The 15016-nt window shown below is 45.5% G+C and carries 12 protein-coding genes; all 12 read left to right on the top strand.

From position 1 onward, the window contains the following. The first annotated feature begins 31 nt into the window (after positions 1-31). The 12 genes from L6I86_RS23475 (at position 32) to L6I86_RS23420 (ending at position 15015) form a co-directional block, all read left to right on the top strand. Positions 32-1477: a CoA-acylating methylmalonate-semialdehyde dehydrogenase gene (locus L6I86_RS23475; RefSeq protein ID WP_236290853.1), complete on the top strand. Its 1446-nt coding sequence runs from the start codon at positions 32-34 to the stop codon at positions 1475-1477. A gap of 32 nt (positions 1478-1509) precedes the next feature. Then, a complete protein-coding gene (gene fba, locus L6I86_RS23470) occupies positions 1510-2388 on the top strand; it encodes a class II fructose-1,6-bisphosphate aldolase (protein ID WP_236290852.1) in 879 nt (292 codons plus the stop codon). Next, entirely contained in the window at positions 2385-3425 is a 1041-nt protein-coding gene (gene iolG / locus L6I86_RS23465; RefSeq protein WP_236290851.1) for an inositol 2-dehydrogenase, read from the top strand. Before fba ends, iolG begins: the two co-directional genes overlap by 4 nt. 21 nt (positions 3426-3446) lie before the next feature. Beyond that, positions 3447-4265, top strand: a complete 819-nt coding sequence (gene iolB / locus L6I86_RS23460) for a 5-deoxy-glucuronate isomerase (RefSeq protein ID WP_236290850.1) — start codon at positions 3447-3449, stop codon at positions 4263-4265. Between the two features lie 75 nt (positions 4266-4340). Then, on the top strand, positions 4341-5354 hold the full coding sequence (locus tag L6I86_RS23455) for a LacI family DNA-binding transcriptional regulator (RefSeq protein ID WP_236290849.1): 1014 nt from the start codon (positions 4341-4343) through the stop codon (positions 5352-5354). Between the two features lie 122 nt (positions 5355-5476). After that, positions 5477-7873: a glycoside hydrolase family 95 protein gene (locus tag L6I86_RS23450; RefSeq protein ID WP_236290848.1), complete on the top strand. Its 2397-nt coding sequence runs from the start codon at positions 5477-5479 to the stop codon at positions 7871-7873. Positions 7874-8150: 277 nt separating this feature from the next. Beyond that, entirely contained in the window at positions 8151-9080 is a 930-nt protein-coding gene (locus L6I86_RS23445) for an ABC transporter permease (protein WP_236290868.1), read from the top strand. A 45-nt stretch (positions 9081-9125) separates the two neighbouring features. Beyond that, entirely contained in the window at positions 9126-9998 is an 873-nt protein-coding gene (locus L6I86_RS23440) for a carbohydrate ABC transporter permease (protein WP_236290847.1), read from the top strand. A gap of 61 nt (positions 9999-10059) precedes the next feature. Then, entirely contained in the window at positions 10060-11733 is a 1674-nt protein-coding gene (locus tag L6I86_RS23435; protein WP_236290846.1) for an extracellular solute-binding protein, read from the top strand. Between the two features lie 119 nt (positions 11734-11852). Next, positions 11853-12932 carry a Gfo/Idh/MocA family protein gene (locus L6I86_RS23430; RefSeq protein WP_236290845.1) on the top strand — a complete coding sequence of 360 codons (1080 nt, stop codon included), beginning with the start codon at positions 11853-11855 and terminating at the stop codon, positions 12930-12932. 27 nt (positions 12933-12959) lie between these two features. Then, a complete protein-coding gene (locus L6I86_RS23425; RefSeq protein WP_236290844.1) occupies positions 12960-13973 on the top strand; it encodes a Gfo/Idh/MocA family protein in 1014 nt (337 codons plus the stop codon). A gap of 94 nt (positions 13974-14067) precedes the next feature. Further along, entirely contained in the window at positions 14068-15015 is a 948-nt protein-coding gene (locus L6I86_RS23420; protein ID WP_236290843.1) for a sugar phosphate isomerase/epimerase family protein, read from the top strand. Position 15016 lies beyond the last annotated feature (1 nt).

The following is a 15016-nucleotide window of genomic DNA, read 5'->3' as shown; positions in this document are numbered from 1 at the left end:
TGACTTATCAACCTAAAGGAGCGAAATTGCTATGACACATACATTGAAAAACTGGATTGGCGGCGAATGGGTCGCATCATCCGCAACACAAACAGAGCCTGTTTATAATCCTGCAACAGAAGAGATCCTTGCATATATTCCCATTTCCACAAAAGAAGAAGTTGATCAAGCAGTTCGTAATTCGCAAGAAGCGTTTCAATCATGGAGCCGTACACCTGTACCGAAGAGAGCAAGAGTTTTATTCAAATACCAACAGCTTCTCGTTGATCATTGGGAAGAGCTGGCTCGTATCGTGACGAAAGAAAACGGTAAAAGCTACTCCGAAGCATATGGCGAAGTACTTCGCGGCATCGAGTGTGTGGAGTTCGCCGCTGGTGCTCCTACACTTATGATGGGTAAACAGCTTCCGGATATTGCTTCCAATCTTGAGTCGGGTATGTACCGTTACCCAATCGGAGTTATTGGCGGCATCACGCCATTCAATTTCCCGATGATGGTACCTTGCTGGATGTTCCCACTCGCGATCGCATGCGGCAATACATTCGTATTGAAGCCGTCGGAGCGTACGCCACATTTGGCTAATCGCCTTGCGGAATTGTTCCACGAAGCTGGATTACCAGCTGGTGTCCTCAACATCGTTCATGGTGCGCATGATGTGGTGAATGGCCTTCTTGAGCACAAAGATATTAAAGCTATTTCGTTCGTTGGCTCCCAGCCAGTGGCTGAATATGTGTACACAACAGCAGCAGCTAACGGGAAACGCGTACAAGCACTAGCTGGCGCGAAAAATCACTCCATCGTCATGCCGGATGCGAACTTATCCATTGCGGTGAAAGAGATCACGAACGCAGCATTCGGTTCTGCGGGTGAGCGCTGTATGGCATGTTCCGTCGTGGTTGCTGTAGGCGATGTAGCGGATACGCTAGTTAGCAAGCTGCTTGAAGCGGCAGATGCGATTACGATTGGCAACGGAAATGATGAAGGCGTGTTCTTAGGTCCTGTCATTCGTGGCGGACACAAGGATCGTACATTGAAATATATCGACATCGGTGAAAAGGAAGGCGCCATTATGATCCGTGATGGACGTAAAGACGTCGCGACTGGGCAATCAGGCTACTTCGTTGGCCCAACAATCTTCGATCAAGTACAATGCGAGATGAAAATTTGGGAAGATGAAATTTTTGCTCCTGTGCTTTCCATCGTTCGTGTTGACACACTGGAAGAAGCGATTGAGCTTTCCAACCGTTCTGAATTCGCGAATGGCGCATGCCTGTTTACGCAAGATGGCAGCAACGTACGCCAATTCCGTGAAACGATTGATGCTGGGATGCTCGGCGTTAATCTTGGTGTACCTGCGCCGATGGCATTCTTCCCATTCTCTGGCTGGAAAAAATCCTTCTACGGTGATTTGCATGCCAATGGTACGGATGGCGTGGAATTCTATACACGTAAAAAGATGGTAACTGCTCGCTGGTAACAGCGAGTTTCCGTTAGAAAGGAGAGAATTTCATGGTATTGGTTTCGATGAAAGAGATGCTGCTGACAGCGTTAGATGGTAAATATGCCGTTGGTCAATTTAATTTGAATAATCTTGAATTCACACAAGCGATCTTACAAGCGGCTCAACTTGAACAGGCACCTGTGATTCTTGGTGTAAGTGAGGCTTACATTCCTTATATGGGTGGATTACCCTGTATTGCAGGCATGGTGAAAGCCTTGATCGAGCATTATGGCATTACTGTGCCGGTAGCTCTTCACTTGGACCATGGCAGCTCGTATGAAGTATGTATCAAAGCGATTCACGCTGGATTTACCTCAGTGATGATCGATGCTTCCCATCATTCCTTAGAGCACAATATCGAAGTTACGCGTCAAGTGACGCAAGCTGCGCACGTGCTTGGTGTTTCTGTAGAGTCTGAGCTAGGTCGAATCACAGGACGTGAAGATGATCTGGTTGTAGATGATGCAGATGGGATGTATGCGGTGGCTGAGGATTGCGTGAAAATGGTTCAGGAAACAAGCATCGATTGCTTAGCACCTGCGCTTGGTTCGGTTCATGGCCCGTATCGCGGACAGCCCAAGCTTGGTTTTGAACGGATGGCAGAAATTAAAGAGCTGACAGGTGTACCTCTTGTGCTTCATGGAGGAAGCGGTCTGCCAGATGACGAAATTCGTCAAGCGATTGCGTGCGGTACAGCCAAAATCAACGTGAATACAGATAATCAAATTGCATGTACAGCAACGATTCGCACGTTTTTGAATGATCATCCGGATGCCTATGATCCTAGGAATTATCTAATTCCAGCTCGGGAAGCCATCATTGCATCTGTGAGAGCCAAAATTCAGTTATTCGGAAGTGCAGGTAAAGCGGGAGGGAACCTAGGATGAAAAAGATCAGAATCGGTATTATCGGCACAGGCCGAATTGGTAAAATCCATGCGGACAATTTATTGCGGAACCCGCAAGTAGAAATTGTGGCCGTAAGTGATCTGTTTGCAGGTCCTGAGTTGGAAGCTTGGGCGGCAGAACGCAATATTTCCATCGTAACCAAAGATAGCAACGAACTTATTTCTCATCCAGATATCGATGCCATTTTCATTTGTTCGTCTACTGATACACATGTTCCGTTGATTGGGCAAGCCGCGCGTGCAGGGAAACATATTTTCTGTGAAAAACCAATCTCGATGGATATCACGAAAACGGTATCAGCCATTGATGAAGTTAAAAAAGCTGGCGTGAAGCTGCAAATTGGGTTTAACCGTCGATTTGATCATAATTTCAAGCGTGTACAAGAAGTCGTGCAAGGCGGGGGGATTGGTGATCCGCATATTATTAAAATTACTTCTCGTGACCCGAATCCGCCTCATATTGATTATGTTAAAGTTTCTGGCGGTATTTTCATGGATATGATGATTCATGATTTTGATATGGCTCGGTTCGTTTCAGGCAGCGAGGTTGAAGAAGTGTACGCGGTTGGCAATGTTCTGATCAACCCGGATTTTGCCCAGCATGGCGATGTGGATACAGCGGTTGTGACACTTCGCTTTGCGAATGGCGCATTGGGTGTCATTGATAACAGCCGTCAAGCCGTCTATGGCTATGACCAGCGTGTTGAAGTGTTTGGCTCTAAGGGCAGTGTGGTCGTTGCGAATGATCATCCGAATACAGCTGTGATCTCCACAGCAGATTCGATTGTGAGTGATAAGCCGCTGCATTTCTTCCTTGAGCGTTATCAAGCAGCTTATATAGAAGAAACGCAAATGTTTATTGATGCGATTTTGAATGATAAATGTGTGCCTGTTAGTGGGGATGACGGCGTTCAAGCCGAACGGATTGCGCTGGCTGCGAAGTTGTCTTCCCGTTTGGGCAGACCCGTGAAAGTTAGCGAAGCCTTGGAATTGCTTAAGCAATCTTCTGTAGTTTAAGGGAAAGAAGGAGACGTTACGATGTCCAAATTAATTGTAACACCTGCATCTTCTCCGAATGAAGAAGGCAGCCTATTACAAGTGACGCCGGAATCGGCAGGTTGGCAGTATGTTGGCTTCGAGGTTGTCCAATTGGCAGCAGGAGAAACCTTAAAACGTGAAACCGTCGATCAAGAGGTATGCCTCGTTCTGTTGAGCGGCAAAGCGGATGTTCAAACGAACGAAGAGAAATGGCAAGGGATCGGTCAGCGCATGAGTGTGTTTGAGCAGATTCCGCCGTATTCTGTCTATGTAACTAGCCATGATAGCTATGAAGTAACGGCGTTAACCTCGCTACAACTTGCTGTTTGCTCAGCTCCTGGCGCGGGAAATCATCGTTCACGATTAATTGCTCCTGCACAAGTAGGCGTTGAGACCCGCGGGTATGGGAATATCGAGCGGTACATTCATAATATTTTACCTGAGAGCGAGCCTGCGGATAGTTTGCTTGTTGTCGAAGTATTTACACCGAATGGCCATTGGTCCAGTTATCCGCCGCACAAGCATGATCGTGATGCGCTTCCTGATGAATCCTTTTTGGAAGAAACGTATTATTTCCGTGTTCAGCCGGAGCAAGGCTTTGCGATTCAACGGGTATACACGGATGATCGTTCACTTGATGAGACATTAATTGTTAAGAACGGGGAAGCTGTGCTAGTTCCGCGTGGTTATCACCCTGTATCTGCGCCTCCAGGCTATGATGTGTATTATTTGAATGTCATGGCGGGACCTACGCGGATATGGAAATTTCATAATGACCCCGACCATGCCTGGATCATGACGAAGCCGAGCGAATCGTAAGGCGGTTGCAAGTTCTGGAAAGCCCCGTCATAATGGGGGAATAACTGTATTCTTCAAGAAAAATGGGGTAGTACGATGAAGGCAACCATTTACGATGTGGCTAGGGAAGCCGGTGTATCGATTGCAGCGGTATCGCAAGTCATGAACGGTAAAGGGAAAATAAGCGAAGAACGGCGCACTGAAATTCTGAAAGTGATGGAAAAGCTCAATTACCAGCCAAGTGTCATCGCATCAGCACTTACAGGGAAGAAGACATATACGTTAGGCCTGCTTGTCCCTGATATCTCCAATCCGTTCTTTGCTGAAATCGCAAGGGCTGTTGAAGACCAAGGTCATAATCTAGGATACAGTCTCGTTATCTGCAGTACGGATAATAAAGACGAACGTGTAGAACGGTATCTGAACTTACTCCAGCAAAAAAGTGTGGATGGGATGATTATCGGGACAGGGATGGATAATAAGGACATGCTTACACCACTCATGGAGCGATCGATTCCTGTTGTCATGATCGCACGGGAGATGCCGGATATGGCTGTACATACCGTTGTTGTTGACGATTTCGTTGGTGGCACATTATCTGCTAAACATCTCTTGGAGCTTGGTCATACACGCATGGCGATTCTTGCTGAACATACCAAAGTTACAAGTAGTCGTGAACGGGTAAAAGGTTTCGTGACCACGCTAGAGGAAGCCGGTATCGGGCTCCCTGAAGCGAGGGTTCGGAATTGTAGTTATACCGTAGAAGACGGCAAACGCGAGGCGATTGAACTTCTAGAGAAGCCTGCCGCCGAGAGGCCGACTGCGCTTTTCTGCTGTAATGATATGCTCGCGATCGGTGCCTTGCAGGCTGCTAAGCAGTTAAAGCTGCGTGTTCCTGAAGATATTTCCGTGATCGGTTTCGATAATACGATTCTAGCTTCCGTGACGGATCCACCACTTACCACAATTGCACAGCCGATTGAGCAGATGGGCAAGCAAGTTGTCGATCTGCTCATTCTCGAACTGAAGAAGAAATCACAAGCTAAGCAACGCATCGTTATGCGTCCAGAACTCATCATCAGGCAATCAACAGCAGCTCCGGCAAAGTGATCGTAGAAGGAAGCGAAGACTGCTTTCCCTTAGGGGGAGGCAGTTTTTCATATCTTAGTGCAGCGCATAGATATAATAAAAGTGAATTTAGTTAAAAAAAGTAACTGAAGGGTTGATGAGAAATGAGGCTTTTATTTCAAAGTCCCGCTAAGGAATGGACTGAAGCGCTGCCAATTGGCAACGGTCGAATGGGTGCCATGATTTTCGGTGGAATCGAAGTAGAAAAAATTCAATTAAACGAAGATACACTCTGGTCGGGTGGGCCAAAAAATTGTAATAGCCCTCGTGCCAAGGAAGTACTGCCGGAGGTGCGACGTCTCTTGGCGAAAGGTAGATATGCGGATGCCGACCGAATGTGTAAGGAGATGTTAGGGCCCTACACGCAATCCTATTTGCCGTTTGGCGATCTCACACTCGTATTTGAGCATGGGGATATCGCGCATTCATATAAACGAGAGTTGGATTTGCAAGAAGGGGTATCCTGCGTCGAGTACCAGATCGGTAATGTTTTGTACACGCGAGAGATGTTTGCTTCCAATCCCAGTCAGGTTATTGCTGTTCGTCTGAAGTCCAGTCAACCCGGATCACTACATTTTACCGCGCGTCTAGATAGCCTATTGCGTGCTAGTATGATCCAAGAGAATGGTCAATGGATCATTCGTGGGAAGGCACCAGTGCAGGTGGCGCCAAGCTATTATCATGTTGACCAACCGATTGTATACGAAGATCAAGAGGACGGAGAGGCGATGACTTTCGTAGGTCGACTCGCGATTGTTTTGGATGACGGTTACCTGCATGCAGATCAAGCAGGTTTGCATGTTCGAGGAGCCACGAGTGTGACGCTTTACTTCAGTGCGGCAACAAGCTTTAATGGCTTTAATCGCTCCCCGGGCAGAGAAGGTAAGGATCCACTAGCGATCACAGAAACATACCTGGCAGAGGCGATGAAGTATTCTTATACGGAGCTTCGCGATAGTCATGTCAACGACTATCGCAGCTTGTTTGGTAGAGTCAACATTCAACTTGGGAAGACGATCAGCCCTGCAGATATGCCGACAGACCAACGGATTTCTGAGTTTGGGGCTCAGGATCCGGGCTTAGTAGAACTACTATTTCAGTATGGCCGATATTTGATGATCGCCAGCTCACGCGAGGGGACGCAGCCCGCTAACCTGCAAGGTATTTGGAATAAGGAGACAAGACCGCCTTGGAGCAGCAATTATACATTGAACATCAATACGGAGATGAACTATTGGCTCGCAGAAACCTGCAACCTACCTGAATGCCATCAACCGCTGCTCGATTTTATTGGGAATTTATCGGTTAACGGGAGGAGTACCGCAGATATCAATTACGGCGTCCGTGGATGGACAGCGCATCACAACTCAGACATTTGGGCTCAGAGTGCACCTGTAGGCGATTATGGACATGGCGACCCGGTTTGGGCATACTGGCCAATGGGCGGTGTCTGGCTTTGTCAGCATCTCTGGGAGCATTACGCCTTTGGCAGAGACAAGGCGTATCTAAGTGAGAAAGCATATCCAATCATGAAGGAAGCCGCTCTGTTTTGTTTGGATTGGCTCATTGAGGATCAGGAAGGATATCTTGTCACAGCCCCATCCACTTCGCCGGAACATAAATTTACTAGTAGTGACGGTGAGAAAGCAGCTGTAAGCGTAGCTTCAACGATGGACTTATCATTGATCTGGGATTTGTTTACGAATTGCCTCGAAGCTGCTGAAGTGCTGCGTGTCGATGAGGATTTCAGATCCGAGCTCATGATGGCGAGAAGTAAGCTATTCCCGCTGAAAATTGGACAGTACGGCCAGCTTCAGGAATGGTATAGCGATTTCGAGGAGGAGGACAAGAATCACCGTCACGTCTCACATTTGTTCGGAGTATATCCAGGACGCCAAATTAATGGAGAGGTTACGCCGGATTTGTTTGCGGCGGCACAAACATCATTAAATAGACGCGGAGACGAGGGGACGGGCTGGAGTCTTGGTTGGAAAGTAGGCTTATGGGCCCGTTTCCAAGATGGTAATCGCGCGGAACGGCTTATCTATAACATGTTGCAGCTCGTGAAGCCGGACAAGTGGAAATCACAGAGGGGCGGCGTTTATGCCAATATGTTTGGTGCGCACCCGCCATTTCAAATCGATGGCAATTTTGCTGCTACAGCAGGCATAGCGGAATTGTTGCTGCAGTCTCATAAAGGGTTTCTCCACTTGCTGCCAGCGCTTCCCGAAACGTGGATTTCCGGTTCTATTAACGGGTTGCGGGCGCGTGGAGGGTTCACGGTCAGTTTACGCTGGGACAGCGGCATTCTGAGCGAAGCGATGATCGATTCTTTGAACGGCGAACCGTGTACGATTTATTCTCGCATACCGGTACTGGTGTTGGATGAGGAGGGCCGACAAGTTACTTGTAATTCATTGGAATACTCAGGTTGCATGACGTTTACAACATATGCTGGATCTAGGTACAGAATCGTACCGCAATCGGTTTCCAACGATTGAGATCATTGCAAGAATTGAAGCAATTTGTCTGAAGTTTACATGCTTGAGGCAAAGGCGAACTCCCCCTGCGAGGTATGGGGGAAGTTCGCCTTTTGTGTGCTTGTCAGCCATCGTAAAAAAAGAAGGAAAAGCGAGTAATGACCCAATGAATTTATAGTTTCTTCTATAATATTTTAAGGGTTTTTCCTATAAAAACTTATATCATAGGGTTATAAGATTAAAGTAAAGGAGTGAAGCAAACATGAATGGGAATATTATTAAAACTCCTGACATCCGGATGACTCAAAGTGAGTTAGATGCCTTGCGACTAAAACGACGAAGAAGGCTGAAGCAGAACATTCCTTTGTTTATCATGCTGGTTCCTGTTATTGCTTATTATATTTTATTTAAATATTGGCCTATGGGCGGACTTGTTATCGCTTTCAAAAACTACAATTTTGCAGATGGGATCTTACATAGCCCATGGGTTGGTTTGAAAAATTTTCATCTCCTATTTTCGAGCTCCAATACGCTCCAAATTTTGTGGAATACGTTTTGGTTGAGTTTTCTGAGTTTGATATTTGGCTTCCCAATGCCGATATTCCTTGCTATTTTGCTGAATGAGGTTAGGAAATCTTGGTTTAAACGATGGGTGCAAACGATTGTCTATCTACCTCATTTCTTCTCATGGGTTATTGTTTCCGGTATCGTATTAGAACTATTCGCAACCGATTACGGTTCAATCAATAAGGTGCTAGGCCTCTTTGGTATTGAACCGATTACTTTCTTGTATGAGTCCAAATCTTGGCTAGCCATTTTTGTTGGATCAGGGGTTTGGAAGGAAATGGGTTTCAGCACCATTATTTATCTAGCGGCACTTACGACCATTGATCCCTCTCTCTACGAATCTGCTGCTATGGATGGGGCTGCAAAATGGCGTCAAATGTGGCACGTAACAATCCCAGGTATTCGTCACACGATCATCTTATTACTCATCTTAGCAATGGGCAAGATTATGGAAGTAGGCTTTGACCAAGTCTATAACTTACAGAACGCTGGGGTTTCGGATGTTTCAGAAGTCATAAGTACGTATATTTATAAAATTGGCTTGGGCAATGCGCAATTTAGTTTAACAACAGCCATGGGATTCTTTGAATCCATCATTAGTTGCAGTCTTGTACTTATTGCAAATCGGATCGCTAGGAAATTCGATCAGGCACTTTTCTAGCATCATGTATACATCAAGTTCAACATCCGTGGAAGGAGGATTTGTATGAAAGCGACAAACGGCGAAAAAATATTTTATGCAATCAATTATTTAGTACTGGGATTAATCGCCTTAACTTGTGTTCTGCCATTTATTCATATCATAGCGCTATCTCTAAGTGAGCGTTCGGCTGTTGAATCTGGTCATGTCTTCTTCTGGCCTGTTGGTATAGAGTTTACAGCCTATAAAATATTCTTCCTCGCCAGCCCTGCAATGAGTGCTTTTAAAAATAGTGTGATCATCACGGTGATTGGTGTGGTGTTAAGTTTATTGGGTACCATTTTAGCTGCGTATCCGTTGTCAAGATCCTATCTGATGGGTAGACGGTATCTGGTTCTAGGTATGGTGTTCACTATGCTGTTCTCGGGGGGGTTGATTCCCACCTATCTCGTGATTAAGAGCATGCATCTTATTGACTCCTATTGGGCCTTATGGCTGTCTGGATTCATCAGTACCTACAACATGCTGTTGATGAAAAGTTATTTTGAGAATATTCCACATGAAGTGCAGGAAGCAGCACGGATTGATGGCTGTAACGATACTTCGCTACTTATTCGAGTCATCTTGCCGCTTTCACTACCCATGCTAGCTACGCTCGCGTTATTCTATGGAATTGGCTTCTGGAATTCGTTTATGAACGTACTCATGTACATTAATAAAAGCGAGCTGCAGAACTTAACTGTAGTTGTCCAAGGGATGTTGCAGAAAAATGACTTGTTGAACTCTCCTACGCTTAATTTGGAGGAACAAGCTACAGTGGCTACAGAGATGGTGAAAGCAGTCGGTGTCGTAGTTATGGTAGTACCGATGCTGGTCGTATATCCATTCTTGCAAAAGTATTTTGTCAAGGGAGTTATGTTAGGATCGGTTAAGGGGTAATGAAACTGGTGTTCCCGTTTTTCAAGACGTTAATATAAAAAATTGTAGGGGGAAAAGGCACATGGAAAACAAGAAATTATGGCTTGGAGTTTCACTAGGGGTTGTCGCATTAGGGGCAACATTAGTTGGTTGTAGCAGTGACAAGAAAGAAGCGCCAGTAACAACATCGTCAGCGTCTGCAACTAAGTCTGCCACGGTAACACCAGCTAAACGCGGTGATGTTACAGTTTCCATGTATGATCGGGGAAGCGTACCGGCTTCTGAAGGTTCCTATGAAGAGAATCGCTGGACCAAATTCATTAATCAAAATGGACCTGCCAATGTGAAGTTCGTTCCTATTCTGCGAAGCGACTCTACAAAGAAATTGAACGTCTTGTTTGCTTCCGGTTCTGCTCCTGATATCATCAACGAGTATAATACACCATTCCGAGGAAGCCTGTATGATCAGAAACAACTGATGCCGATCGACAACATCTTGCAATACATGCCCGAATATCAGAAGTTATTAACCCAATATCCGCAATTGAAAAAAGCGGGAACCAAACCAGATGGCAAGATCTACGAGATTGGCAAAGTAAAAGAAGCGACCGCTGCGCATATACTATACATTCGCACCGATTGGTTGAAAAAGCTGAATCTTAGTATGCCGACAACAACGGAAGAATTATACAATGTAGCGAAGGCGTTTGTGGAACAAGATCCAGATGGCAATGGCAAGAAAGATACGTACGGTATGAATATGAGTACGTATTCGGAGCAAGCCATTAATGAAATATTCGGCGAAAGTTCTTCGGCATCTTTGCTCGCTTGGGATATTAAGGATGGCAAGGTTGTCCGAGCGTGGGACAAGGAATTAGCTTCCCTTACCTATAAGAAGATGCTTTACGATGCAGGCATTATAGATAAAGACTATATTAATGATAAAGATGGCAATAAGGCAAGACAGGACTTTCATAGTGGAAAAATGGGGATCTTTGTTAGATTCTCCGCAGACGTTGAGTTAGTTACATTAAAGAAGAACGTTCCTGGAGCAGAAGTGGCGCCATTAGGCTATCCGAAATCACCGATGGGAACATTCACGGGTGCTATTGATAATCCAATTCAAATGACAACCGTTGTGAATGCCAAGGCAAAGGACCCAGAAGCGGTAGGCCGCTATCTTGACTTCATGATGAAGCCGGAAACTGCGCGTAAAATAATCTCCGGCGACGAAGGCACGCACTGGAAGAAAGGCGTAAACGGCTGTCCGCAAATTCTTGATCCGGAGAAGCACAAAAATGAGGTTTTATACGCTTTGGATTACGTGATGTTCTTCTCATCAGGTGTTGATAAATGTAACTATGCATTGGCTCCTCTATCCAATCCTGATTTGTTGCCTGAACAGAAAGCTCAATTGGAGTTGTTCAAAGCTGCTCAGAAAATTTATTTCGATCCAGCAAGAGAGTACCCTGGGATCACATTAGGAGATCATATGCCAGTATATCCTGCCGATCTTCAAGTTATTAATACAACCATTCTTAAAGAGAAGAACGATCTTTTCGTAAAAGCCATCCTTAGCGGTGCTAAATACTCGGCAGAACAAGCGATTAAAGATTCACAAGCTGCTTGGGAAAAAGCAGGCGGTAAGCAACTTGAAGATTTCATGAACAAATGGTATGCAGAAAATAAAAATACAGCTTTCCTTGCCAAAGATGTTAAGGAAATCATTAAACAACAAATGGAGTTTGTGAAGTAATCGTACCTTAGAGAAGCTGGATATCGAGTAGGACTGCCTGCATGTCAGGGAGCTTCTCGATGTCCAGCATCTTCTTTAAATAGGAAGATATCAGCTTTACATCATGGGAGGAACTAACAGTGAACAAGGTGAACGTAGCCATCATCGGTTGTGGCGGCATTGCAACGGGGAAGCACTTACCCAGCTTGAGCAAAATTGAGCAAGTCGAAATTATCGGATTTTTTGATATTTTTCCGGCAAGTGCACAGAAGGCAGCTGAGAAATTTGGCGCACCTGGAGCCAGAGTTTATGATGATTACCGCGAATTACTCGCAGACCCAACGATTGATGTGGTTCACATCTGTACACCGAATGATACACATGCGGAAATCTCCATTGCTGCATTGGAAGCAGGCAAGCATGTGATGTGTGAGAAACCGATGGCCAAAACAGCCGCAGATGGTCGCCGCATGGTGGAAGCTGCGAAACGTACGGGTAAAAAATTAACAATTGGGTATAACAATCGGTTCCGTGCAGACAGTCAACATTTGAAACGAGTTATTGAAGATGGCGATTTAGGTGACATTTATTTTGCAAAAGCACATGCTGTTCGCAGACGTGGTGTTCCCACTTGGGGTGTTTTCTTGGATGAAGAGAAACAAGGCGGCGGGCCGCTGATTGATATTGGAACGCATGCTCTCGATTTAACGCTTTGGTTAATGAATAACTATGAACCTAAGGTGGTGCTGGGCACCGCTTATCATAAACTTTCACGTAAGGAAAACGCAGCAAATTCTTGGGGGCCTTGGGATCCAGAGAAGTTTAAGGTTGAGGATTCAGCTTTTGCTATGATCGTTATGAAAAATGGTGCCACGATTATGGTGGAAGCAAGCTGGGCGCTTAATACACTGGATACGAAGGAAGCCAAATGTACGCTTTGCGGTACAGAAGGCGGTGCTGATATGCAGGATGGCTTACGTATTAATGGCGAAAAGCATAGCCGCCTCTATGTGAACCAAATGCAGTTCGAAGCGAAAGGCGCAGATTTCTATGAAGGTAAGAAAGAAACGATGCAGGATAAAGAAATTCGGTTATGGATTAATGCCATTATCAACGATACAGAGCCAGTCGTAACACCAGAACAATCCTGTGTCGTTTCTGAGATTCTTGAAGCGATCTATGAATCGAATCGAACGGGTAAAGCTGTCTATTTTGACTAAACCAATTAGAAAAGAGGCAGTCGAACTATGCTGAAAGTAGCGATGTTGAGCTTCTGGCATGTCCATGCCAAAGATTATGCACGTCTAGCTGCCGAACATACGGATACCGAAATTGTTGCTGTTTGGGATGAAATCCAGGATAGAGGCCGGGAAAAGGCCGAAGAACTCGGTGTTCCTTTTTACGGAAACTTGGATGAGCTGTTGAGAAATCCTGAGATTGACGCTGTCATTGTGGGTACTCCAACGAATCGACATCATGAGGTTATTATTGCAGCGGCCAGAGCAGGTAAACACATATTCACGGAAAAAGTTGTAGCTACGACTACTAAAGAATGCAAAGAAATACTTGCCGTAGTAGAGGAAACCGGGGTCAAGCTAACTGTGTCCTTACCGCGTCTCTACATGGGCTTTGTACAAGCGGCGTTAACGTGTATCCGCGAAGATCTTCTAGGCACGATTACTACTGTACGGATTCGACTTGCACATAATGGTGCGCTGCGAACAGAGAAACATCCAGACGGAGCACTTCCAGCCCACTTCTTCAACTTAGAGCAATGCGGTGGTGGAGCGCTGATGGATCTGGGTTGTCATCCGATGTACTTAACTCGTTTGTTTCTGGGATTACCAGAAAGCGTTAGTGCAAGCTTCGGCTTCATCACCGATCGCGAGGTCGAAGATAGTGCCGTAGTCACCTTACGTTATCCAAGCGGTGCACTGGGCATTGTGGAAGCTGGATTTGTTAACAGCTACTCGCAATTTGATATGGAGATTCAAGGAACGGAAGGTAACCTTATGTATGCCCGAACGGATGATAAATTACGCATCCGCAGCTCCAAAATGTCAGGTGAAGCAGCTACAGGGTGGCAAGAAGTGACCGATTTACCCAAGCTGCCTTCCGCTTTCGAGCAATGGGTATCCCATATTCAGCAGGGAACGACGGCGACAGAGAATATTGAGCTTGCCTTTGATTTGACCCGTTTAATGGAAGCATCGACTTTATCTGCCCGTTATGGTGCTGTGATAAAGCTGAGTGACCTATAAAACCGTACCCCCAAGGAAAGGCCAGAGCATCCCCTTCAGAGCAGTGAGGGAATTCTGACCTTTCTTTCATAATAGATATAGGAGGAAGATAGACATGATCGATAAAGGCGAATATTCCTTTTCAACCTGTTGGAACATTAAGAAGCACACGGTAGGACGTGGCATGATTGAGGAAATTAAAGAGCTGGGCTTTCGCAATGTCGAGCTTAACTATAACGTTACGGAAGACATGATGACAACGATTGAACCGATGATTGAAAAAGGTGAGATTGGTGTATCCAGTGTGCATAATGTATTCCCATTCATCAATGACAAGGATTATGATACGGATTCCGTCATGCTGGGGTTTGATGATGAAGCGAAGCGTAAGCGTTCCGTAGAGTTACTAATCCGTTCTATGGAATATGCCAACCGATATGGGGCCAAAGCTGTGGTCGTGCATCCAGGTGAAGTGCCTTTTGACTATAACATTGATGTGGATTTGAAAAAGCTTTATCGAGATCACGGTAAGGATTCACCGGAGTATCAGAAATTGTGGAGCATCATGATTGAAAGACGGGATCGGTTGAGTCCTCTGTATACGCAAAGAATTCAAGAAAGTTTGGAGATTGTAAGCGAGCATGCTGCTCGAAAAGGCTGGGATATCGCGATTGGTATTGAAACTCGCTCCAGATCGTATCAGATGCCTTCTTTGATGGAAGCGAAGACAATTTGCGAAAACCTGGCGGGCAGCCCTGTGTACTTATGGTACGATATCGGCCATGCGATGATGATGGACCGAATGGGCTTATATGATAATCTCAAAGAGTTGCAAGAAGTGAAGAAATATATTTATGGTGTTCACATCCATGAAACGCTAGAACTTGCCGATCACTGGTGTCCCTATGTTCACAGCAAGGACCTGCACTATTTCGACCATTTCCTTGAAGCCATCGATTATGCCAAAGTAAAAGTATATGAATTAAAAGCGCTATGCGAGCCGAATGAAATTCATGAGAGTCACAACCTCATCACCAGTAAAATTGCAGCTAGGAAAGGGTAAG

The sequence above is a fragment of the Paenibacillus allorhizoplanae genome (assembly GCF_927798215.1).
Taxonomy (GTDB): domain Bacteria; phylum Bacillota; class Bacilli; order Paenibacillales; family NBRC-103111; genus Paenibacillus_E; species Paenibacillus_E allorhizoplanae.
The sequence above is the reverse complement of the archived record's forward strand: the minus strand, read 5'-3'. Positions and strand labels throughout refer to the sequence as shown.